Source organism: Streptomyces sp. KR80 (assembly GCF_052245555.1).
Classification (GTDB): Bacteria; Actinomycetota; Actinomycetes; order Streptomycetales; family Streptomycetaceae; genus Streptomyces.
Map to the genome: position 1 here is coordinate 322,190 of NZ_JBQQCD010000004.1, position 20,107 is coordinate 342,296.

Annotated in this window: 22 protein-coding genes and 1 pseudogene; 21 read left to right on the top strand and 2 right to left on the bottom strand. The window is 70.5% G+C overall.

Annotation, left to right across the window (positions count from 1 at the left end; genetic code table 11):
• Nucleotides 1–22 precede the first annotated feature (22 nt).
• Nucleotides 23–901, bottom strand: a complete 879-nt coding sequence (locus ACTWQI_RS08955; RefSeq protein WP_443269168.1) for an SAM-dependent methyltransferase — start codon at nucleotides 899–901, stop codon at nucleotides 23–25.
• A gap of 229 nt (nucleotides 902–1,130) precedes the next feature.
• Here ACTWQI_RS08955 and proS point away from each other — a divergent pair, with 229 nt between their 5' ends.
• From proS to ACTWQI_RS09045, 18 genes are all read left to right on the top strand, one after another.
• The gene (gene proS / locus ACTWQI_RS08960; RefSeq protein ID WP_443269170.1) at nucleotides 1,131–2,546 is read left to right on the top strand and encodes a proline--tRNA ligase; all 1,416 of its coding nucleotides are present in this window, start codon (nucleotides 1,131–1,133) and stop codon (nucleotides 2,544–2,546) included.
• 223 nt (nucleotides 2,547–2,769) lie between these two features.
• Nucleotides 2,770–3,360, top strand: a complete 591-nt coding sequence (locus ACTWQI_RS08965; RefSeq protein WP_443269172.1) for a hypothetical protein — start codon at nucleotides 2,770–2,772, stop codon at nucleotides 3,358–3,360.
• A 308-nt stretch (nucleotides 3,361–3,668) separates the two neighbouring features.
• Nucleotides 3,669–4,121, top strand: coding sequence for a 30S ribosomal protein S16 (gene rpsP / locus ACTWQI_RS08970; RefSeq protein WP_443269174.1), 453 nt, complete (start codon nucleotides 3,669–3,671; stop codon nucleotides 4,119–4,121).
• A 2-nt stretch (nucleotides 4,122–4,123) separates the two neighbouring features.
• Nucleotides 4,124–4,360 carry an RNA-binding protein gene (locus tag ACTWQI_RS08975; RefSeq protein ID WP_443269176.1) on the top strand — a complete coding sequence of 79 codons (237 nt, stop codon included), beginning with the start codon at nucleotides 4,124–4,126 and terminating at the stop codon, nucleotides 4,358–4,360.
• Nucleotides 4,361–4,560: 200 nt separating this feature from the next.
• Complete coding sequence (gene rimM / locus ACTWQI_RS08980; RefSeq protein ID WP_443269178.1) at nucleotides 4,561–5,106, top strand: ribosome maturation factor RimM; 546 nt, start codon at nucleotides 4,561–4,563, stop codon at nucleotides 5,104–5,106.
• Nucleotides 5,106–5,957: a tRNA (guanosine(37)-N1)-methyltransferase TrmD gene (gene trmD, locus ACTWQI_RS08985; protein ID WP_443269180.1), complete on the top strand. Its 852-nt coding sequence runs from the start codon at nucleotides 5,106–5,108 to the stop codon at nucleotides 5,955–5,957. Before rimM ends, trmD begins: the two co-directional genes overlap by 1 nt.
• 131 nt (nucleotides 5,958–6,088) lie before the next feature.
• Nucleotides 6,089–6,439: a 50S ribosomal protein L19 gene (gene rplS / locus ACTWQI_RS08990; protein WP_443269182.1), complete on the top strand. Its 351-nt coding sequence runs from the start codon at nucleotides 6,089–6,091 to the stop codon at nucleotides 6,437–6,439.
• Between the two features lie 45 nt (nucleotides 6,440–6,484).
• Complete coding sequence (lepB, locus tag ACTWQI_RS08995) at nucleotides 6,485–7,270, top strand: signal peptidase I (RefSeq protein ID WP_443269184.1); 786 nt, start codon at nucleotides 6,485–6,487, stop codon at nucleotides 7,268–7,270.
• Nucleotides 7,263–8,351, top strand: a complete 1,089-nt coding sequence (gene lepB, locus ACTWQI_RS09000; protein WP_443269186.1) for a signal peptidase I — start codon at nucleotides 7,263–7,265, stop codon at nucleotides 8,349–8,351. The genes lepB (ACTWQI_RS08995) and lepB (ACTWQI_RS09000) overlap by 8 nt, the downstream gene beginning before the upstream one ends.
• Nucleotides 8,275–9,162 carry a signal peptidase I gene (gene lepB / locus ACTWQI_RS09005; protein WP_443269343.1) on the top strand — a complete coding sequence of 296 codons (888 nt, stop codon included), beginning with the start codon at nucleotides 8,275–8,277 and terminating at the stop codon, nucleotides 9,160–9,162. Before lepB (ACTWQI_RS09000) ends, lepB (ACTWQI_RS09005) begins: the two co-directional genes overlap by 77 nt.
• A gap of 34 nt (nucleotides 9,163–9,196) precedes the next feature.
• The gene (gene lepB / locus ACTWQI_RS09010; protein ID WP_443269188.1) at nucleotides 9,197–9,940 is read left to right on the top strand and encodes a signal peptidase I; all 744 of its coding nucleotides are present in this window, start codon (nucleotides 9,197–9,199) and stop codon (nucleotides 9,938–9,940) included.
• A gap of 58 nt (nucleotides 9,941–9,998) precedes the next feature.
• Nucleotides 9,999–10,502: an NUDIX hydrolase gene (locus tag ACTWQI_RS09015; protein WP_443269190.1), complete on the top strand. Its 504-nt coding sequence runs from the start codon at nucleotides 9,999–10,001 to the stop codon at nucleotides 10,500–10,502.
• Between the two features lie 51 nt (nucleotides 10,503–10,553).
• Nucleotides 10,554–10,880 carry a DUF2469 domain-containing protein gene (locus ACTWQI_RS09020; RefSeq protein WP_443269192.1) on the top strand — a complete coding sequence of 109 codons (327 nt, stop codon included), beginning with the start codon at nucleotides 10,554–10,556 and terminating at the stop codon, nucleotides 10,878–10,880.
• Nucleotides 10,881–10,989: 109 nt separating this feature from the next.
• Nucleotides 10,990–11,364, top strand: coding sequence for a YraN family protein (locus ACTWQI_RS09025; protein WP_443269194.1), 375 nt, complete (start codon nucleotides 10,990–10,992; stop codon nucleotides 11,362–11,364).
• Complete coding sequence (locus ACTWQI_RS09030; protein WP_443269196.1) at nucleotides 11,364–12,980, top strand: YifB family Mg chelatase-like AAA ATPase; 1,617 nt, start codon at nucleotides 11,364–11,366, stop codon at nucleotides 12,978–12,980. Before ACTWQI_RS09025 ends, ACTWQI_RS09030 begins: the two co-directional genes overlap by 1 nt.
• On the top strand, nucleotides 12,977–14,164 hold the full coding sequence (gene dprA / locus ACTWQI_RS09035) for a DNA-processing protein DprA (RefSeq protein ID WP_443269198.1): 1,188 nt from the start codon (nucleotides 12,977–12,979) through the stop codon (nucleotides 14,162–14,164). Before ACTWQI_RS09030 ends, dprA begins: the two co-directional genes overlap by 4 nt.
• 244 nt (nucleotides 14,165–14,408) lie before the next feature.
• Complete coding sequence (gene whiG, locus ACTWQI_RS09040; RefSeq protein WP_443269200.1) at nucleotides 14,409–15,245, top strand: RNA polymerase sigma factor WhiG; 837 nt, start codon at nucleotides 14,409–14,411, stop codon at nucleotides 15,243–15,245.
• Nucleotides 15,246–15,346: 101 nt separating this feature from the next.
• Complete coding sequence (locus tag ACTWQI_RS09045; protein ID WP_443269344.1) at nucleotides 15,347–15,904, top strand: TetR/AcrR family transcriptional regulator; 558 nt, start codon at nucleotides 15,347–15,349, stop codon at nucleotides 15,902–15,904.
• Between the two features lie 290 nt (nucleotides 15,905–16,194).
• Here the strand turns inward: ACTWQI_RS09045 and ACTWQI_RS09050 are convergent.
• Nucleotides 16,195–16,872 (bottom strand): annotated as a pseudogene (locus ACTWQI_RS09050) (murein hydrolase activator EnvC family protein); the annotation flags it as partial.
• A gap of 398 nt (nucleotides 16,873–17,270) precedes the next feature.
• Between ACTWQI_RS09050 and rpsB the strand changes: the two are divergent.
• From rpsB to pyrH, 3 genes are all read left to right on the top strand, one after another.
• On the top strand, nucleotides 17,271–18,173 hold the full coding sequence (gene rpsB, locus ACTWQI_RS09055; protein WP_443269201.1) for a 30S ribosomal protein S2: 903 nt from the start codon (nucleotides 17,271–17,273) through the stop codon (nucleotides 18,171–18,173).
• Between the two features lie 94 nt (nucleotides 18,174–18,267).
• Entirely contained in the window at nucleotides 18,268–19,104 is an 837-nt protein-coding gene (tsf, locus tag ACTWQI_RS09060; RefSeq protein ID WP_443269203.1) for a translation elongation factor Ts, read from the top strand.
• A 107-nt stretch (nucleotides 19,105–19,211) separates the two neighbouring features.
• Complete coding sequence (gene pyrH / locus ACTWQI_RS09065; RefSeq protein ID WP_443269205.1) at nucleotides 19,212–19,979, top strand: UMP kinase; 768 nt, start codon at nucleotides 19,212–19,214, stop codon at nucleotides 19,977–19,979.
• Nucleotides 19,980–20,107: the final 128 nt, after the last annotated feature.

The following is a 20,107-nucleotide window of genomic DNA, read 5'->3' on the forward strand; positions in this document are numbered from 1 at the left end:
CCCGTCGCGCGGGTTCGCGCGGCTACACCCGCGCGATCAGGTACCTGAAGACGTTCGGCATCCAGACCGTGCCGTCGCGGCGCAGATGCGGGTGGAGCGCCTCGGTCAGCTCCTTGTCCACCTGCTTCTCGTCGGTGGCCGCGACGGCGGCGTCGAACAGGCCCGTGGACATCAGGCCCCGCACCGCGCTGTCCACGTCGGCGTAGCCGAAGGGGCAGGCCACCCGCCCCGACCCGTCGGGGCGCAGCCCAGCCTCGTACGCCAGCTCCTCCAGGTCGTCCCTTCCGCACAGCCGCCAGTACCCGCCGGCCGCCCCGGCCCCGTCCAGGACCTGGGAGGCGCCGGACGACGGCTCGGCCAGCCGGGACGCCACGCGCAGCACCGATGACGTGGCGCACCGCTCGGCAGGCCCCCACCCGGCCAGAACGACCGGGCTGCCCCGCTCCGCCACGGCGGCCGCTTCCGCCAGCACCGAGGCGACGTCGCCCGCGGCGTAGGAGTGCGGGTCGAACGCCGTCACGAGATTGAACGCCTGTCCGGCGCGGCCCGCGACCTCCCCAGGGCCGCTGCCCAGCAGGCGCGCACGGTCGCGCCGCGAGCCGTCGTCGTCGCCGGGCAGCAGACGCTCGCGCGCCAGCGCGAGACGCTCGGGATCGGCGTCCGTACCGGTGACGAACGCGCCCCGGGCGGCCGCCATGAGCAGGGCGAGGCCGGAGCCGCAGCCCAGCCCGAGCAGGCGCGTACGGGTGCCCACCTCCAGCCGTGCGTAGACGGCCTCGTAGAGCGGCACCAGCATGCGCTCCTGGATCTCCGCCCAGTCGCGGGCGCGCGCGCCCGCGCTCTGTCGGGATGGGGAAGCGGGGTGAAGTCGGTGGTGCTGCCGTACGAGCGTGGGTGTCATCGAAAGCGCCCCTATCCGCCGAGCCGTTGCCGTCTACTGCTGGACCCGCCCCCGAGAAATTCGTCGCACCGCGTCCCCCGTTGCCAGAGAACTCCGCATCCGTCACCCCGTCCAGGGGTTGTGCGGCAATGCTTGCGTGCCCCCTCCGTGCGCCCCCGTCGGGACCGCACACCAGCGCGCGCACCGGCCGATTCACCAATCAGCGTGACACCCCCGTACCATCTCCGCCATGGCAAAGGCTCCCGTACTCACCCCTCAGGCGGACGACTTCCCGCGCTGGTACCAGGACCTGATCAACAAGGCCGAGCTGGCGGACAACGGCCCGGTGCGCGGCACCATGGTCATCCGACCGTACGGCTACGGGCTCTGGGAGCGGATGCAGCAGGAGATGGACGCCCGGATCAAGGCCGCGGGCGCCGCCAACGCGTACTTCCCGCTCTTCATCCCGCAGTCGTACCTGACCAGGGAGGCCGAGCACGTCGAGGGCTTCGCCCCCGAACTCGCGGTGGTCACGCACGCGGGGGGCAAGGAGCTCGAGGAGCCGGTCGTCGTCCGCCCCACGTCCGAGACGATCATCAACGAGTACTTCTCGAAGTGGGTGCAGAGCTACCGTGACCTGCCGCTGCTGATCAACCAGTGGGCGAATGTCGTCCGCTGGGAGCTGCGGCCGCGCCTCTTCCTGCGGACGTCCGAGTTCCTCTGGCAGGAGGGCCACACCGCCCACGCCACCTATGAGGACGCCCGGGACTACGCGGCCCACATCCACGAGAACGTCTACGCGGAGTTCATGGAGAACGTCCTCGCCATGGACGTCGTCCTGGGCCGCAAGACCGCCAAGGAGCGGTTCGCGGGCGCGATCAACACCCTCACCCTCGAGGGCATGATGGGCGACGGCAAGGCCCTGCAGCTGGGCACCAGCCACGAGCTGGGCCAGAACTTCGCCAAGGCCTTCCACACCCAGTACCTCTCCAAGGAGGGCAAGCAGGAGTACGTCTGGCAGACCTCCTGGGGCTCCACGACCCGGATGGTCGGCGCCCTGGTGATGATGCACGGCGACGACAACGGTCTGCGCGTACCGCCGCGGCTCGCCCCCATCCAGGCCGTCGTGCTCGCGATCAAGGGCGATGACGCGGTGATCTCCAAGGTCCGCGAGATCGGCGACCGGCTGGCGGCAGCGGGCATCCGGGTCCACGTCGACGACCGCACCGACACCCCCTTCGGCCGCCGCGTCGTCGACTGGGAACTGAAGGGCGTCCCGGTCCGGATCGAGATCGGGCCCCGTGACCTGGAGAACGGTACGGCGATGGTGGCCCGGCGCATCCCGGGAGGCAAGGAGCCCGTGCAGCTCGATGCGCTCGAGACGCTGCTGCCGAAGGCTCTCGAGGACGACCAGGCGCTGCTGCTGCGCCAGTCCCGCGAGCGTCGCGAGTCCCGCACCCGTGACGTGACGACCCTCGAGGCGGCGGCCGAGGCCGCGCTGGACGGCGGCTGGGCGCGTATCCCGTGGTCCGTGCTGGGCACCGAGGGGGAGGGGAAGCTCGCGGAGCAGGCTGTGACCGTGCGCTGTCTGGTCGGTGAGGACGGGTCGGTACCGGACGCCGACGACGCGCCGGGTACGCTCGCAGTCGTGGCCCGCGCCTACTGACGGGCCGGGACAGGGCAGCATCCGTCCCGGCGTGCGGGGAATCCCTCGCATCGGGGGCGTACGCGTTGGTACGTACCAACTTGGCGGGAGGTGCGCGTCTCCTCCGTAGATCTGCGCACCCGCCCTCGTTAGGACGTAGGAGCGAGAACTGACTGGTACGTGCAAATTATTGAGGATGGCCCCGGAATCGGAACACTATGGCCCCCAGAATCGTTGTCACGACGTGAGCACGACACCACCTGTCCTCGCCGCGGAACTGGCGCAGGCGTGGGCCGACATTCAACGGCACCACCCCGAGCTGCCGGATCTCGCCGCGCCCGAATCACTGATCGGAGAGTCCTCGTCCGCCTGCGGCACCGAGCTCTCCTTCGAACGGCTGCTCCACGAAGCTGTCCATGGCATCGCCGCGGCACGCGGCATCCGCGACACCTCGCGGGCCGGCCGCTATCACAACCGCAGATTCCTCGCGATCGCCGAGGAGCTGGGTCTCGACCACTCCGACGAGCCGCATCCCAGCAGCGGCTTCTCCCTGGTCGTCCTCAGCCCCGAGGCGAAGCGGCGCTATCGACCCACCATCGAGCGGCTGCAGCGCGCCGTGAAGGCGCACTCGGTGGCCACGATGGCGGACACCACGCGCAGCTTCCGGGGACCGGCTGCACGGCACGGTTCCTCCGGCGGCGGTGTGCGGGTCAAGGCCGTATGCGACTGCGGGCGCAATGTACGCGTCGTCCCCTCCGTGCTGGCACAGGCGCCGATCGTCTGCGGCGGGTGCGGTAAGCCCTTCCGGATTCCCGAGGCGGCTGCGGTCGCCTGACCCTGCCGCCCGCTACCGCCGGGCACCTCGGCGCAGCCCTGCCTCCCTGTGTGCGGGGGCCGTGCCGAGGCGCACGGCTGGCCATGTACGAGTGCCGAGTGCGGGGGTGCTGGGGGGCCGATCGATGCTGCCGGAGGCGGTGAGCAACCGTGCCGTCGCGGTGTGGCAGAATGGACCGCTGAGTACTCGGCAGCCGGTCCGGACCCCTCTCTCCCTCGGCTGACGCGTCCATCGAGCGCTCGGAGCCCACCACCCCACGTGGAAGCCGTCGCGCTCAAACACGTCGTAGAGCAGGAGACACCACTCCCGTGGCAGTCAAGATCAAGCTGAAGCGTCTGGGCAAGATCCGGTCGCCGCACTACCGCATCATCGTCGCCGACTCCCGTACCCGCCGTGACGGCCGGGCCATCGAGGAGATCGGTCTGTACCACCCGGTGCAGAACCCCTCGCGCATCGAGGTCGACAGCGAGCGCGTCCAGTACTGGCTGGGTGTCGGCGCGCAGCCGACCGAGCCGGTCCGGGCCATCCTCAAGGTCACCGGTGACTGGCAGAAGTTCAAGGGCCTGCCGGCCCCCGAGCCGATGAAGGTCCCCGAGCCGAAGGCCGACAAGCGCGCCCTCTTCGAGGCCGCCGCCAAGGAGGCCGGTGACGAGCCGAAGGGTGAGGCGATCACCCCGAAGGCGAAGAAGTCCGAGAAGAAGGCGGAGGAGGCGGCTGCTGGTTCGGCGGCTGCTGAGTCCACCGAGTCGACCGAGGCCTGAGGATGCTCGAGGAGGCCCTCGAGCACCTGGTCAAGGGCATCGTCGACCACCCCGACGACGTACAGGTCGCCTCGCGCAACCTGCGTCGCGGGCGCGTCCTGGAGGTCCGGGTGCACCCCGACGACCTCGGCAAGGTGATCGGGCGCAACGGCCGCACCGCGCGCGCCCTGCGCACCGTCGTGGGCGCCATCGGCGGCCGTGGCATCCGGGTCGACCTCGTCGACGTGGACCAGGTCTAAGGCGCGCGGCGCCTTTTGCGGCTGAACCGCCGCCTCCCCCAGCTAACGCTGGGTGGGGGTACCCCCAGCGGTAGCTGGGGGAGTGCCCCCTCTCGCGGAGGTGGTTGCTCGTCCGTCGGGGTTACTCAATTGATGGTTGCGGTACCAAGGGCCGGGGGCTGGTGCCCCCGGCCCTTGCGCAGTGAATGGGAGCGCGAAGCGTGCAGCTGGTAGTCGGGCGGATCGGCCGCGCCCACGGGATCAAGGGCGAGGTCACGGTAGAGGTGCGGACGGACGAGCCGGAACTGCGGCTCGCGCCGGGCGCCGTCCTGGCCACCGACCCGGCCTCCGTGGGCCCGCTGACCATCGAGACCGGCCGGGTGCACAGCGGCCGGCTGCTGCTGCGCTTCGACGGCGTGCGCGACCGTACGGCCGCCGAGGCGCTGCGGAACGTGCTGCTCATCGCGGAGGTCGACCCGGAAGAGACTCCGGAGGACCCCGAGGAGTTCTACGACCACCAGCTGATCGATCTCGACGTCGTGACCGTCGACGGCACCGAGGTCGGCCGGATCGCCGAGATCACCCACCTGCCGTACCAGGACCTGCTGGTCGTCGAGTGCCCCGACGGCGGCGAGGTCCTGGTGCCGTTCGTCGCCGAGATCGTCCCCGAGATCGACCTGGAGGAGCAGCGCGCGGTGATCGATCCGCCGCCCGGGCTGCTCGACTCCTCACGCGCCGAGACCGCGAGCGGTCGGGAAGAGCCCTGATGCGGTTCGATGTCGTCACGATCTTCCCCGAGTACCTGGAGCCGCTGAGCGTCTCGCTCGTGGGCAAGGCACGCGCGCGTGGGCAGTTGGACATACGGGTACACGATCTGCGCCGGTGGACGCACGACCGTCACCACACGGTGGACGACACCCCGTACGGCGGCGGACCCGGCATGGTCATGAAGCCGGAGCCGTGGGGCGAGGCGCTGGACGCGATCATCGCCCCGGGATCCGCGGCGACGGCGGACGGCGAGGCCGCCCCGGAGCAGCCCACACTGATCGTGCCGACGCCCAGCGGGCGCCCGTTCACTCAGGCGCTCGCGGTCGAGCTGTCCACCCGCCCGTGGCTCGTCTTCACCCCCGCCCGCTATGAGGGCATCGACCGCCGCGTCATCGACGAATACCGCGAGCGGCCCGAGGTGCACGAGGTCCACGAGCTCTCCATCGGCGACTACGTGCTCGCCGGTGGCGAGGCGGCCGTGTTGGTGATGGCGGAGGCCATCGCGCGGCTGCTCCCAGGGGTGCTGGGCAATGCGGCATCCCATCAGGACGACTCGTTTGCGCCGGGCGAGATGGCGCACCTGCTGGAGGGGCCCGTCTACACCAAGCCCCCTCAGTGGCGCGGCCGCGGCATCCCGGAGGTGCTGCTGAGCGGTCACCACGGGAGGATCGCGCGCTGGCGCCGCGACGAGGCGTTCCGGCGTACGACCCGCAACCGGCCCGAGCTGATCGAACAGGCCGACCCGGAGGAATTCGATCAGCACGACCGTAAGATCCTGGCCGAGTTGGGCTGGGACGTGAGCGAGGCGACGGGCCGATTTGGGCGCCCGACCCCGGACGTGGAAGAATAAATCGCTGTTGTGTACGTCCGGCGCGCGTCCCCTGCCACAGGGGGAACGACGCCCGCGGGCCGTGCAGCACTCGAATCTCATCCCGATATTCCGTTGATGACCTGTGGCATCAGCGAGGAAAGCAGACGGTCATGTCTCACCTTCTCGACAACGTCGACGCCGCGTCGCTGCGCACCGATGTCCCCGCCTTCCGCCCCGGCGACACCGTGAACGTCCACGTTCGCGTCATCGAGGGCAACCGCTCTCGTATCCAGCAGTTCAAGGGCGTCGTCATCCGCCGCCAGGGCGCCGGCGTGCGCGAGACCTTCACCGTCCGCAAGGTGAGCTTCAGCGTCGGTGTCGAGCGCACCTTCCCGGTGCACAGCCCGATCTTCGAGAAGATCGAGCTCGTCACCCGCGGTGACGTGCGCCGCGCCAAGCTCTACTACCTGCGTCAGCTGCGCGGCAAGGCCGCGAAGATCAAGGAGAAGCGCGAGAGCTGAGCTCCTGTCGGATCTCCGGGCGTGGCCGGATAGGCTCCGGTCTCAATGGACACCGACGCACAGCTTTCGGAGCGCGACCGCTCTTCCGCCCCGCAGGAGGGGTGTGAACAGAGGTCGCGCTCCCTGCGTATTCCGGGGAAGGAACGGTTGTCCTGGCTCCTCCGGCGCGCTCTGTGGCGGCGCGCGGCCTGGTCGGCGGCGGTCTGTACGGCCTTCCTGATGCTGCTCAGCTCCTTTGTCGTGCAGCCATTTCTGATCCCGAGCAGCTCGATGGAGCCGACGCTGGAGGTCGGAGACCGGGTGCTGGTGAACAAGCTGGCGTACCGTTTCGGGGATGAGCCGCGGCGTGGCGATGTGGTGGTCTTCGACGGCACCGGGTCGTTCGTCCGCGGGGGACCTGAGGGGAATCCGGTGACCGGACTGCTGCGGGAGGGCGCTGCCGCGGTGGGACTGGCCGAGCCGGCCGAAACGGACTACGTCAAACGCGTGGTCGGCGTCGGCGGCGACCGGGTCACCTGCTGTGACAAGCGGGGGAGGATCACTGTGAACGGTGCGGCCCTCGACGAGGCGTACCTGTACGCGGGCGACGCCGCGTCCCGGGTGCCCTTCCGCGTGGTGGTGCCGGACGGCAAGCTGTGGATGATGGGCGATCACCGCAGTGCCTCCCGCGACTCGCGTGACCACCTCGGCGAGCCGGGCGGGGGGATGGTCCCGGTCGACCGGGTCATCGGCAGAGCGGACTGGATCGGCTGGCCGTACCACCGCTGGGCCGCGCTGGACCACGGAACCGGCGGCAGCCGGCACGTACGCAACGGGCAGGGGCATGGGTAAGCGCGGACGGCCGCGGTACGGACAGCACCGCATGGACACCCGGCTACCCACCGGCACACGCCCGACGACCGGCAGGGTGACGCCCGGGCGCGCCGAGCGGCGCAAGGCGGCGCGGCGGATCAAGCGCCGTCGCCGCGCCAAAGCCGTGCGCGAGGTGCCGATCCTCGTCGGCGTGGCGTTGCTCATAGCCCTGGTGCTCAAGACGTTCCTCGTCCAGGCCTTCGTGATCCCTTCGGGCTCGATGGAGCAGACGATACGGATCGACGACCGGGTGCTGGTGGACAAGCTGACCCCGTGGTTCGGTTCCAAGCCGCAGCGCGGGGACGTGGTGGTCTTCAAGGACCCGGGCGGCTGGCTGGAGAAGGAGCAGACGCCCCTCACCGAGGACCCCATAGGCATCAAACAGGCCAAGGAGGTGCTGACCTTCATCGGTCTGCTGCCTTCGGACGACGAGCAGGATCTGATCAAGAGGGTTGTCGCGGTCGGCGGCGACACGGTGAAGTGCTGCGACCGGGACGGACGGGTCACGGTCAACGGCATGCCGCTGAACGAGCCGTATCTCTTCCCCGGCAACTCGCCCTCCGAGATGAAGTTCGAAGTCGCTGTGCCGCCTGGCCGGATCTTCGTGATGGGCGACCACCGGAACAACTCGGCGGACTCCCGTTTCCACCTGGAGGAGCCCGGGTCGGGGACGGTCGGCGAGGATCTGGTGGTCGGCAGGGCCGTGGTGATCGCGTATCCGTTCTCACATTGGCGCGGTCTCGAGGAACGGGAAACCTACGCGTCGGTGCCCGACGCGCGTGGCGCGACGACAGCGGCGGGGGCTTCGCCGCCTAGGGTGTCGTACGGGACGTCGTACGGCGCCGTGCCGCCCCGGCAGTCCCGAGAAGACCAAGCGATGATTCAGCTCCCGACCCCTGCGGAACTCCCGCTCGTTATGGGAGTGGTGGGCCTGCGCCGAGCGTGGGGCAGGCGGAGTTCAGTGAGGAGTGGATGTGGGGGACTTGGCGGTCGGCACACGATCCGGTCACGAAGAACCCGGCGAGCGAGACGAGGCTCGACCGGAGGAGGAGCTTGCTGAGCCATACGGGGCAGGGAAGGAGGGCGGCCGCGTGAAGCGGAAGAAGCAGCGCTCCTTCTGGCGGGAGCTGCCGATCCTCATCGGCATCGCCCTGCTGTTGGCCCTCCTCATCAAGACGTTTCTGGTCCAGGCATTCTCGATCCCCTCGGACTCGATGCAGGACACGCTGCAGCGGGGCGACCGGGTGCTGGTGGACAAGCTCACCCCGTGGTTCGGTGCGCAGCCGGAGCGCGGCGAGACCGTGGTCTTCCACGATCCGGGCGGCTGGCTGGAGTCGGTGCCGCAGTCCGATGCCGGGCCGGTGGCCGAGGGGATCCAGACGGTGCTCAGCTTCATCGGTCTCATGCCGTCGGCCGAGGAGAAGGACCTGATCAAGAGGGTCATCGCGGTCGGCGGGGACACGGTCTCGTGCAAGGGCGGCGCCCAGCCGGTCAAGGTCAACGGCAAGGCGCTGGACGAGCCCTATCTCTACCCCGGGGACACGCCGTGCGGGGACAAGCCGTTCGGGCCGGTCAAGGTGCCCGAGGGGCGGATCTGGGTGATGGGCGACCACCGTCAGAATTCGTTGGACTCGCGCTACCACCAGGATCTGCCCGGGAAGGGCACGGTGTCCGTGAACGACGTCGTCGGCCCGGCGATCGTGGTGGCCTGGCCGATCAACCGCTGGGCGGGGCTACCGGTGCCGAGCACCTTCGAACAGCCGGGGCTGGCGGCGGGTGCCGTGGCGCCCACGGCCCTGGGCTTCGCGGGAGCGGTTCCGGTGGTGCTGTGGCGACGGCGGCGGCTGACTCGGTCCGGTACCGCCGGGTAGGGTTCGGTCCCGGACTTCGACACGGAGGGCTGGGATGAGCGCAGCAGGACGCGGGAGCGGCGGTCGCGGTGGTCTCGGGCATGTGCTGTCCGGGCTGGCCGTGGCCGTCGGCTGTGTGCTCTTCCTGGGCGGCTTCGTCTGGGGAGCGGTGCTCTACCAGCCCTACACCGTGCCGACCGATTCGATGGCGCCGACCGTGGACGCCGGAGACCGGGTGTTGGCGCAGCGGATAGACGGCGGCGAGGTGCGCCGCGGGGACGTGGTGGTCTTCACGGACGCCTCGTGGGGCGACCTGCCGATGGTGAAGCGGGTTGTCGCGGTCGGCGGCGACCAGGTCTCCTGCTGTGACCGGCAGGGACGGCTGCAGGTGAACGGCGAGCCCATCGAAGAACCGTATCTGCAGGGCGGCCGGCCCGCCTCGCCGAGCGGCTTCGACGCCTCCGTACCCAAGGGCAGCCTCTTCCTGCTGGGTGACAACCGAAGCACCTCGCAGGACTCGCGGGTGCACCTCACGGACGGCCACGAGGGGGCTGTCGCGCGGGGGGCCGTCAGCGCCCGTGTGGAGGCCACGGCGTGGCCGCCGGACGGGTTCGGAATGCTGGAGCGGGCGACGCCGTTCGATGCGCTGCCCGGCGGGATCTCGGAGCCCGGTCCGCTGCGGCTGCTCTTCTTGGCGATCGTTCTGGGGGCGGTGCTGATCCTCGGCGGGGCGGCTCATGGGCCGCTGGCGCGCCGGGCGGCGCGAGAGAAGGCGCGGACCGGTGTCCGGCGGGGCTGACGAGCCGGGACGGGGACCGGGGCTGCTGGGGCCGGGGCTTGGGCGAGGCCCCGGGCCTGTGGGCGAGCGACGGCCGGGGAGCCCGGAGCGCCGGGTGGCACGCGTCGTCCTGCTGGATCCCGAGGACCGCATCCTGCTGCTGCACGGCTTCGAGCCGGCCGACCCCGAGTCCACGTGGTGGTTCACGCCCGGCGGCGGGGTCGAGGAGGGGGAGACCCGGGAACAGGCGGCTCGACGGGAGCTCGCGGAGGAGACCGGGATAACGGACGTGCGATTGGGGCCCGTGCTGTGGCGACGCAGCTGCTCGTTCCCGTTCGACGGGCGGCGCTGGGACCAGGACGAGTGGTACTTCCTCGGCCGTACGACCCAGACCCGGACCGACACGGGCGGCCATACGGAGCTGGAGCGGCGCAGCGTCACGGGGCTGCGGTGGTGGACGTGCGAGGAACTGTCCGTGGCGCATGAGACGGTGTATCCGATCAGGCTCGCCGAACTGCTGCGCACGCTGCTCGACGAGGGTCCCCCGGAGACGCCCGTGATCCTGGCCTCTGAAATCGTCTAGGGCTCGGTCTGACGCACAATGGGGGGACGCACGGCTGAAGGGGAAGACGCCATGAGCGCCGAGGACCTCGAAAAGTACGAGACCGAGATGGAGCTGAAGCTCTACCGGGAGTACCGCGATGTCGTCGGGCTGTTCAAATACGTGATCGAGACCGAGCGGCGCTTCTATCTCACCAACGACTACGAGATGCAGGTGCACTCGGTACAGGGCGAGGTGTTCTTCGAGGTGTCGATGGCCGACGCATGGGTGTGGGACATGTACCGCCCGGCGCGCTTCGTCAAGCAGGTGCGTGTCCTGACGTTCAAGGACGTGAACATCGAGGAGCTCAACAAGAGCGATCTCGATCTGCCCTCGGGCGAATCCGGATTCAATGAGTAACCAGAACGGGTGGCCGAGTTTTTCACAACCGGCGAGTAGTCCACCGTTCCGGGCCATGATCCCCTGATTGCCGCCACCTCCGTCACAGTCGGTGACGGAGGTGGTGCTGATGAACGCGCGAGGAGCGCTCGGCCGCTATGGGGAGGACCTGGCGGCCAGGAGGCTGGCCGAAGCGGGGATGACGGTCCTGGAGCGCAACTGGCGCTGTCGGACGGGTGAGATCGACATCGTCGCCGCGGACGGCGACGCGCTGGTCGTATGCGAGGTCAAAGCACGCAGAGTCGGCGCGTACGAACATCCGATGGCGGCCGTCACCGGACGCAAGGCCGAGCGGCTGCGACGGCTGGCCGCCTGCTGGCTGGCGGACCGATGGCTCGAGCAGCACGGCACGCCGCCCACCGGAGGCGTGCGGATCGATCTGGTCGGAGTCCTGCTGCCCCGTCGGGGTGCCCCGGTCGTGGAGCACGTGCGGGGGGTGGCGTAGTGGGATTCGCCCGTACGTGTTCGGTCGCGCTGGTCGGCGTCGAGGGCGTGGTCGTCGAGGTCCAGGCGGACCTCGAACCCGGAGTCGCCGCCTTCACCCTGGTCGGTCTGCCGGACAAGAGCCTGGTCGAGAGCCGGGACCGGGTCCGCGCCGCGGTGGTCAACTCCGGCGCCGAATGGCCGCAGAAGAAGCTCACGGTCGGGCTCAGCCCGGCGTCGGTGCCCAAGGGAGGAAGCGGCTTCGACCTTGCGGTGGCATGCGCCGTCCTGGGAGCCGCGGAGCGCATCGATCCGCGGCAGATCGCCGATCTGATGATGATCGGCGAGCTCGGTCTCGACGGGCGCGTGCGGCCGGTGCGAGGCGTGCTGCCCGCCGTCCTCGCCGCGGCGGACGCCGGCTACAAGCAGGTCGTCGTTCCGGAACGGACGGCCCCAGAGGCGTCACTCGTCCCCGGCGTCTCGGTGCTCGGTATTCGCAGCCTCCGGCAGCTGATCGCCATCCTCGCGGACGAGACCGTGCCGGAGGAGGACCAGTGTGTCGAGGACGGCAGACCGGACCCGATGCTGGCCGGGCTGACCGTGCCGGGTGCGGAAACGGGCACCGGCCTGATGCCGGGCGCCGGCGACCGTGGACCGCTGCCCGACCTCGCGGATGTCGCCGGACAGCAGGCCGCCCGAACGGCGTTGGAAGTCGCGGCGGCCGGGGGCCACCACCTGTTCCTGAAGGGGCCGCCAGGCGCCGGAAAGACGATGCTGGCGGAACGGCTGCCCGGCATTCTGCCGCCGCTGACCCGCGAAGAGGCCCTGGAAGTCACAGCGGTGCACTCGGTGGCCGTACTCCTCCCTCCGGGCAGGCCCCTGGTGGAAACGGTGCCGTACTGTGCCCCGCACCACTCCGCGACCATGCCGTCCCTGGTCGGGGGCGGGAAAGGGCTGCCCAGGCCCGGTGCCGTCTCGCTGGCGCACCGCGGGGTGCTCTTCCTGGACGAGGCCCCAGAGTTCAGCGGACGGATCCTCGACGCTCTGCGGCAGCCACTGGAGTCGGGCTATGTGGTCGTCGCACGGAGCGCCGGAGTGGTGCGGCTGCCCGCCCGCTTTCTGCTGGTGATGGCCGCGAACCCGTGCCCATGCGGCCGGCACTCCGTCCAGGGGGCCGGGTGCGAGTGCCCGCCGTCCGTGATCCGCCGTTACCAGTCACGGCTGTCGGGGCCCTTGATGGACCGGGTGGATCTGCGGGTCCAGGTTGAGGCCGTCGGGCGGGCGGAGCTGGTCGGCACGGGTGGTGAATCCAGTGCGGTGGTGGCCGACCGCGTGCGGACGGCGCGTGAGCGGGCCGCCGCCCGGCTGGCGGACACGCCGTGGCGGATCAACAGCGAGGTGCCGGGGCATGAACTGCGCACGCGCTGGCGGCCGGCGCCGGGAGCCCTCTGGGAGGCCGAGCGCGACATGGAGCGAGGCCTGCTCACGGCCCGCGGCCTGGACCGAGTGCTGCGTGTCGCGTGGACCGTCGCCGAGCTGGCCGGCCGTGACCGGCCGGAGGCATGGGATGTGGCGCTCGCGCTGCAGCTGCGCACCGGTGTCAGCCGCGGGGCGGTTCCGGCGGGCGGCCCGCGATGAGCGGCGGCGCGGTCGAATGCCGGACCGCGCTTGGGGCCGTGGACGAGCAGCAACGGCTGGCGCGGGTGGCACTGAGCAGGATCGTGGAGCCGGGGGACGAGCTGGTCGGCGGGTGGCTTCGGGACGTCGGGCCGGTCGACCTCGTGCGGCTCCTCTCCGGGCCGGGGGAGCCACCATCGAGGGCGAGCGCGGAACGGATGGCCGGATACCGCCTCCGGGCCGCGCGGCTCGACCCCGCGGCGGACCTGGCCGCCATGGAGGCCGTGGGCGGGCGGTTCGTATGTCCTGGGGACGGGGAGTGGCCCCAGCAGCTCGACGATCTGGGCGATGCTCGCCCGATCGGGCTGTGGGTGCGGGGACGGCCGTCTCTGCGGATGTGGGCGCTGCGGTCGGTGGCGGTCGTCGGCGCGCGGGCCTGCACGGACTATGGCGCCCATGTCGCCGCTTCGCTGGGCGCCGGGCTAGCCGAACGGGGCTGGGTGCTGATCTCCGGTGCTGCCTACGGTGTGGACGGCGCCGCCCATCGGGGGGCCCTTGCCGCCGACGGCGCGACCGTCGCTGTCCTCGCCTGCGGCGTGGACGTGCCCTATCCACGCGGACACGCCGACTTGATCGCACAGATCGCGGAACGGGGCGTGGTGATTGCGGAGTTGCCGCCCGGAGCCCATCCGACGCGCAGCCGGTTCGTACTGCGCAACCGCGTCATCGCCGCTCTGACCCGGGGGACGGTGGTGGTGGAGGCGCAGTACCGCAGCGGCTCTCTGGTGACGGCGCGGCATGCGCAACGGCTGGGCAGGGCCATCATGGGCGTGCCGGGCCCGGTGACGTCCGGACTTTCGGCCGGCGTCCATGAGCTGCTGCGCGAAGAGGCCGTGCTCGTCACCGACGCCGCAGAGGTGATTGAACTGGTCGGAAGGATCGGTGAACTGGCCCCGGAGCGCTGTGGACCCGTCGTCCCCCGGGACTTGCTGGATCCGTGCGCGGCGCGAGTACTGGAAGCCATGCCGGCGCGCGCCTCCGCCGATGTGCGACGCATCGCCCGCGGCGCAGGCGCGGGATATGACGACGCATTGGCAAGACTGTACGAACTGCAGTCACTGGGGTTCGTCGAACGGCACGGCGAACGGTGGCAGTTGGTCCGGCGTCAGCGGGCCTCCGGAAGCCCGCGGCGAGGCGGTCCTTGACCTGTCGCGACCGGGTGACAGGGTTGGGCCGATGACCGCAACAGCCGACTTTGTGTTCTGCTCCCGGCCGACACGCGGCCGCCTGTCCGTAACCCTGGGGTGCGCCCCGCGGAACGTATCTGCCAAGCGCGAACCTGCAGTCTTCGCGCACTGCGACGCTCCAGTCACGCTACGCTCACAAGCGTTGCGACCACGACAGACGACGTCCTCACCCTGGTGACGGCAGAACGGCTCAAGGCGACGAATGCCCCAGCACACCTCCGGGTCTGACCGCGCGGCAGTGCCACCCGCCGCCTGCGGCAGCGTGCGCCCGGCCGCCCCCTCGTCGCTCGACGAACTGTGGCGGTCCTACAAGGCCACGTCCGACGGCCGGCTGAGGGAACAGCTCATCCTGCACTACTCGCCGTTGGTCAAATATGTGGCCGGCCGGGTCAGTGTGGGCCTGCCGCCCAACGTCGAGCAGGCGGACTTCGTCTCCTCCGGGGTCTTCGGGCTGATCGACGCTATTGAGAAGTTCGACCCCGACCGCTCGATCAAATTCGAGACCTACGCGATCACCCGGATCCGTGGGGCGATGATCGATGAGCTCCGTGCGCTCGACTGGATTCCCCGCTCGGTCAGGCAGAAGGCGCGGGCGGTCGAGCGTGCCTACGCCACCCTGGAAGCGGCCCTGCGCCGCACTCCGTCCGAGGCTGAAGTGGCGGCCGAGATGGGCATCGGGCTCGACGAACTCCACCATGTGTTCAGCCAGTTGTCGCTGGCCAACGTGGTCGCCTTGGAGGAACTGCTGCATGTGGGCGGCGAAGGCGGCGACCGGCTCAGCCTGATGGACACCCTGGAGGACACCGCCGCCGACAACCCCGTGGAGGTGGCCGAGGACCGCGAGCTCCGGCGGCTGCTCGCGCGGGCCATCAACACCCTGCCCGAGCGGGAGAAGACCGTCGTCACCCTCTACTACTACGAAGGGCTCACCCTCGCGGAGATCGGTCAGGTCCTGGGGGTCACCGAGAGTCGGGTCAGCCAGATCCACACGAAGTCCGTGCTCCAGCTGCGGGCGAAGCTGGCCGACGTCGGTCGCTGAATCGTCCCTCCCCCCGGTTCGGACACCGAGCACCGCTTCGGATACCGAGCACCGCCCGGCGTCCGTAGAGTGGTGGCGTGCCCAGGATTCGAGCGGCCTCCGTGGCCGAACACCGGACCATGCAGCGCGGCGCCCTGCTGGACGCCGCCCGCTCCCTCCTTTCCGAAGGCGGCACCGAGGCGCTGACCTTCCCCGCGCTTGCCGAGCGCACCGGGCTCGCGAGGTCCTCCGTATATGAGTACTTCCGCTCCCGGGCGGCCGTCGTCGAGGAGCTGTGCGCCGTCGACTTCCCCGTCTGGGCGGCGGAGGTCGAGGCCGCCATGGAGCGGGCCGACACGCCGGAGGAGAAGGTCGAGGCGTATGTGAGGCAGCAGCTGTCACTGGTCGGCGACCGGCGGCACCGGGCGGTCGTCGCGATCTCGGGCGCCGAGCTGGACGCCGGGGCACGCGAGAAGATCCGCGCCGCTCATGGCGGCCTCATCGCCATGATCGTCGAGGCCCTCGGCGCGCTCGGCCATGAACAGCCGCGGCTGGCCGCGATGCTGCTGCAGGGAGTGGTGGACGCCGCTGTCCGTCGTATCGAGCTCGGTGCGGCCGAGGATCCGGAACTGATCACCGAGGCAGCGGTGGCGATGGCGCTCCGAGGCGTACGGGGCTGAGCCCCCTCGCCCCGGCTAGGCCGTCCACAGGCACCGTGCGGATGCCGGGCGCGCAGCCGACCGTGCGCCCACCACGCTGCCACCGCTATCGCGGCCGCCCATGCGGCGTCGGCCGCGGGATCAGCGGCGATCGCCCCTGCCGGGCCCGTCCTCGTCGGCCGCACCGGGGCCGATGGGTACGCCGCAGCCGTCGGCCGCGACGCGGGCTCGGGCACCCCGAAGACCGGCAGCAGGCGTGACGGACCGCCGCCCAGCATCCACCCGGGCAGCAAGGACAGTGGATCAAGATAGCGGTCACCACGCCGTAGCCCCCAGTGGAGACAGCCGTCCGGGCAGTGGAACGGGCCGGCCGCCAGCGTCCCGACGGGCTGGCCCGCCGCGACGCGATCCCCTTTCCGGACGCTCGGCCGCACCGGTTCGTAAGTGATCCGGAGCGGGGGAGAGCCCGTGCCGTCCAGCTCGATCGCCATGACCGGGCGGCCGGCCACGCTCTCCGCGAAGGACACCCGGCCCGCGGCGGCGGACCGTACCCTCGCACCCGGTCGCGCGGCGAGATCGATGCCGCGGTGCCCCGCTGCGTACGGCGCGGGTGGGGGTTCCCACCCCCGCATGACCACGGGCCGTGCCGCACCCGCCACCCCGCCCACAGGCCATGAGCGTCCCCGGCTCGATGGGTCACCCCGCTCTGACCCGGGCCGGGCGCCACCCGCCCCGTCCCCAGTGTCCGCACCCGCCCCGCCCCCAGGGTCCGCAGCCGCACCGGAATCGGGGCTCGCCGCGGCCGGCGAGGCACCCACGGACAGCAGCCCCTGGCCAAGGCCTGGCGTCGGAATACTCGCCTGTCGCTCCGCCGCGGACACGCGCGGTGACTCCGAACCAGGTGGCGTCGAACCATGGGCCGGTCCGCCGATGAGCAGCACGATCGCCAGGCAGGCCGCTGGAGGAAGCGGTAGAAGAAGCACACGCATGAGCCGACGTTCCCGCGCTGTGCCGATCCGCAGGGATCATGGACATCATCGGTGGAGTACTCGCCGGTTGTGGACAACTCGGCCACCCGTGCGGGCGAGCGGCGACCGGCTTGTTTCCGCGGCGCCTGCAGGTTCCCGGTACGCCCGGCGGGAGGCCGCCACATGTCGCTCCGCGGTTCGGCGGTCCCGTACAATTCTGGTGGCGACCCGGGTCACCGGGTCGACTTCGCACGCCCCGCCGCCGGTGCAGCACGCCCCTCAGGGCAGTACGGCGGCCGCGTCCCTCGGTCCTCGGACAGGTCCTCTCACCAGGCGCCCGCCCGTGGCAGACGCGCTGGGGTGTCAGGCACGGCGGCCGCCCGGCCGACGTGGAACCGAGTACCTCAAGGAGTACGGCCATGGCCGTCGTCACGATGCGGGAGCTGCTGGAGAGCGGCGTCCACTTCGGGCACCAGACCCGCCGCTGGAACCCGAAGATGAAGCGCTTCATCTTCACCGAGCGCAATGGCATCTACATCATCGACCTGCTCCAGTCGCTGTCCTACATCGACCGCGCCTACGAGTTCGTCAAGGAGACCGTCGCGCACGGCGGCTCCATCATGTTCGTCGGCACCAAGAAGCAGGCCCAGGAGGCCATCGCCGAGCAGGCGACCCGGGTCGGGATGCCGTACGTCAACCAGCGCTGGCTGGGCGGCATGCTGACCAACTTCTCGACCGTCTACAAGCGTCTGCAGCGCCTGAAGGAGCTCGAGGCGATCGACTTCGAGGACGTGGCCGCCTCCGGCCTCACCAAGAAGGAGCTCCTGGTCCTCTCCCGCGAGAAGACCAAGCTGGAGAAGACCCTCGGCGGTATCCGCGAGATGCAGAAGGTGCCCAGCGCCGTCTGGATCGTGGACACCAAGAAGGAGCACATCGCCGTCGGTGAGGCGCGCAAGCTCAACATCCCGGTGGTCGCGATCCTCGACACCAACTGCGACCCCGACGAGGTCGACTACAAGATCCCGGGCAACGACGACGCGATCCGCTCCGTCACCCTGCTCACCCGCGTGATCGCCGACGCCGTCGCCGAGGGCCTCATCGCCCGCTCCGGCGCCGCCGAGGGCAAGGGTGAGAAGGCCGCCGGCGAGCCGCTCGCCGAGTGGGAGCGCGACCTGCTCGAGGGCGACAAGAAGACAGAGGAGCCGGCTGCCCCGGAGAAGCCCGCCGAGCCGGCCGCGGAAGCCCCGGCCGCGGAAGCCCCGGCCGCGGAGGCGCCGGCCCCGGCCGCCGAGGCCCCGGCCGCGGACGCCGAGCAGGCCTGACGACCTCCGTCACGGCTGATGACGGCGGGGGCCGGACTGCCCCCGCCGTCCACCCGTAGATCCAATCGACTTTCCGAGAAGAGACTGACAGACCATGGCGAACTTCACCGCCGCTGACGTCAAGAAGCTCCGTGAGCTCACCGGCGCCGGCATGATGGACTGCAAGAAGGCGCTGGACGAGGCCGAGGGCAATGTCGACAAGGCCGTCGAGATCCTCCGAGTCAAGGGCCAGAAGGGCGTCGCCAAGCGCGAGGGCCGCAGCGCCGAGAACGGCGCCGTCGTCGCCCTGATCGCCGACGACAAGAAGTCCGGCGTGCTCGTCGAGCTGAAGTGCGAGACCGACTTCGTCGCCAAGGGCGACAAGTTCGTCGCCGTCGCCGACGCCATCGCCGCCCACGTCGCCAAGACCTCCCCGGCCGACCTGCAGAGCCTGCTCGCCTCCGAGATCGAGACCGGCAAGACCGTCCAGGCTTTCGTGGACGAGGCCAATGCGACCCTCGGCGAGAAGATCGTCCTCGACCGCTTCGCGCAGTTCTCCGGCGGCTTCGTCGCCTCGTACCTGCATCGCACCAGCCCGGACCTGCCCCCGCAGGTCGGCGTCCTGGTCGAGCTTGACCAGGAGAATGCCGAGGTCGCCAAGGACATCGCGCAGCACGTCGCCGCGTTCTCGCCGAAGTTCCTCACCCGCGAGGACATCCCGGCCGACACGGTCGAGAGCGAGCGCCGCGTCGCCGAGGCCACCGCTCGCGAGGAGGGCAAGCCCGAGGCTGCCCTGCCGAAAATCGTCGAGGGTCGGGTCAACGGCTTCTTCAAGGAGAACGTGCTGGTCGACCAGCCGTTCGCCAAGGACAACAAGAAGACCGTCCAGAAGGTGCTGGACGAGGCGGGCGTGACGGTGAAGCACTTCGCGCGCATCCGCGTCGGCGCCTGAGCCCGCACCGCCGGCGTTCAGCGACGGAATACGCCCGACCCGCTAGGGTCGGGTGCAGTCGGCCGCTTAACAAGCCGGGCGACCGCAGATGTGACGAGGAGACCTCCATGAATCAGGGCGCCGACAAGGCCGACAACAGCTACCACGGCAGCAAACGCGGACGCTTCCTGCTGAAGCTGTCCGGTGAGGCATTCGCGGGCGGCGGGGCACTCGGCGTCGACCCCGACGTCGTGCAGAAGATGGCCCGTGAGATCGCCGCGGTCGTCCGGGACGGGGCGGAGATCGCCGTCGTCGTCGGCGGCGGCAACTTCTTCCGCGGAGCAGAACTTCAGCAGCGGGGCATGGACCGGGCCCGCTCGGACTACATGGGCATGCTCGGTACGGTCATGAACTGCCTCGCGCTCCAGGACTTCCTGGAGAAGGAGGGCATTCAGTCCCGCGTCCAGACCGCCATCACCATGGGGCAGGTCGCCGAGCCGTACATCCCGCTGCGGGCGGTACGGCACCTGGAGAAGGGGCGTGTGGTCATCTTCGGCGCGGGCATGGGCATGCCGTACTTCTCCACCGACACCACCGCCGCCCAGCGCGCCCTCGAGATCGACGCCGAGGCGCTGCTCATGGGTAAGAACGGGGTGGACGGGGTCTACGACTCCGACCCCAAGCGGAACCCCGACGCGGTGAAGTTCGACGCGCTGGAGTACGGCGAGGTGATCGCCCGGGGTCTGAAGGTCGCCGACGCCACCGCCATCACGCTGTGCATGGACAACAAACTCCCGATCCTGGTCTTCGAGCTGCTGGCCGAGGGCAATATCGCGCGTGCGGTAAAGGGTGAGAAGATCGGCACGCTCGTCAGCGATCAGGGGACGCGGACCTGACGGACGGTCCGCGAACCGCCGGGGCGACCCGGCAACTCCGGGCCGCACGAACAGCCCGGCACGGGGATGGACAACGACCTGCCGGTCGGACACCGTGCAGGAAAGACGCGCGCAGGGGCGAGGCTGTG

Excerpts from the sequence above, each read along its gene's own strand:
- ACTWQI_RS08955 (WP_443269168.1), bottom strand. The coding sequence starts at position 901 with ATGACACCCACGCTCGTACGGCAGCACCACCGACTTCACCCCGCTTCC.
- proS (WP_443269170.1), top strand. The coding sequence starts at position 1,131 with ATGGCAAAGGCTCCCGTACTCACCCCTCAGGCGGACGACTTCCCGCGC.
- ACTWQI_RS08975 (WP_443269176.1), top strand. The coding sequence starts at position 4,124 with ATGCTCGAGGAGGCCCTCGAGCACCTGGTCAAGGGCATCGTCGACCAC.
- trmD (WP_443269180.1), top strand. The coding sequence starts at position 5,106 with ATGCGGTTCGATGTCGTCACGATCTTCCCCGAGTACCTGGAGCCGCTG.
- rplS (WP_443269182.1), top strand. The coding sequence starts at position 6,089 with ATGTCTCACCTTCTCGACAACGTCGACGCCGCGTCGCTGCGCACCGAT.
- lepB (WP_443269184.1), top strand. The coding sequence starts at position 6,485 with ATGGACACCGACGCACAGCTTTCGGAGCGCGACCGCTCTTCCGCCCCG.
- lepB (WP_443269186.1), top strand. The coding sequence starts at position 7,263 with ATGGGTAAGCGCGGACGGCCGCGGTACGGACAGCACCGCATGGACACC.
- lepB (WP_443269188.1), top strand. The coding sequence starts at position 9,197 with ATGAGCGCAGCAGGACGCGGGAGCGGCGGTCGCGGTGGTCTCGGGCAT.
- ACTWQI_RS09020 (WP_443269192.1), top strand. The coding sequence starts at position 10,554 with ATGAGCGCCGAGGACCTCGAAAAGTACGAGACCGAGATGGAGCTGAAG.
- ACTWQI_RS09025 (WP_443269194.1), top strand. The coding sequence starts at position 10,990 with ATGAACGCGCGAGGAGCGCTCGGCCGCTATGGGGAGGACCTGGCGGCC.
- dprA (WP_443269198.1), top strand. The coding sequence starts at position 12,977 with ATGAGCGGCGGCGCGGTCGAATGCCGGACCGCGCTTGGGGCCGTGGAC.
- whiG (WP_443269200.1), top strand. The coding sequence starts at position 14,409 with ATGCCCCAGCACACCTCCGGGTCTGACCGCGCGGCAGTGCCACCCGCC.
- rpsB (WP_443269201.1), top strand. The coding sequence starts at position 17,271 with ATGGCCGTCGTCACGATGCGGGAGCTGCTGGAGAGCGGCGTCCACTTC.
- tsf (WP_443269203.1), top strand. The coding sequence starts at position 18,268 with ATGGCGAACTTCACCGCCGCTGACGTCAAGAAGCTCCGTGAGCTCACC.
- pyrH (WP_443269205.1), top strand. The coding sequence starts at position 19,212 with ATGAATCAGGGCGCCGACAAGGCCGACAACAGCTACCACGGCAGCAAA.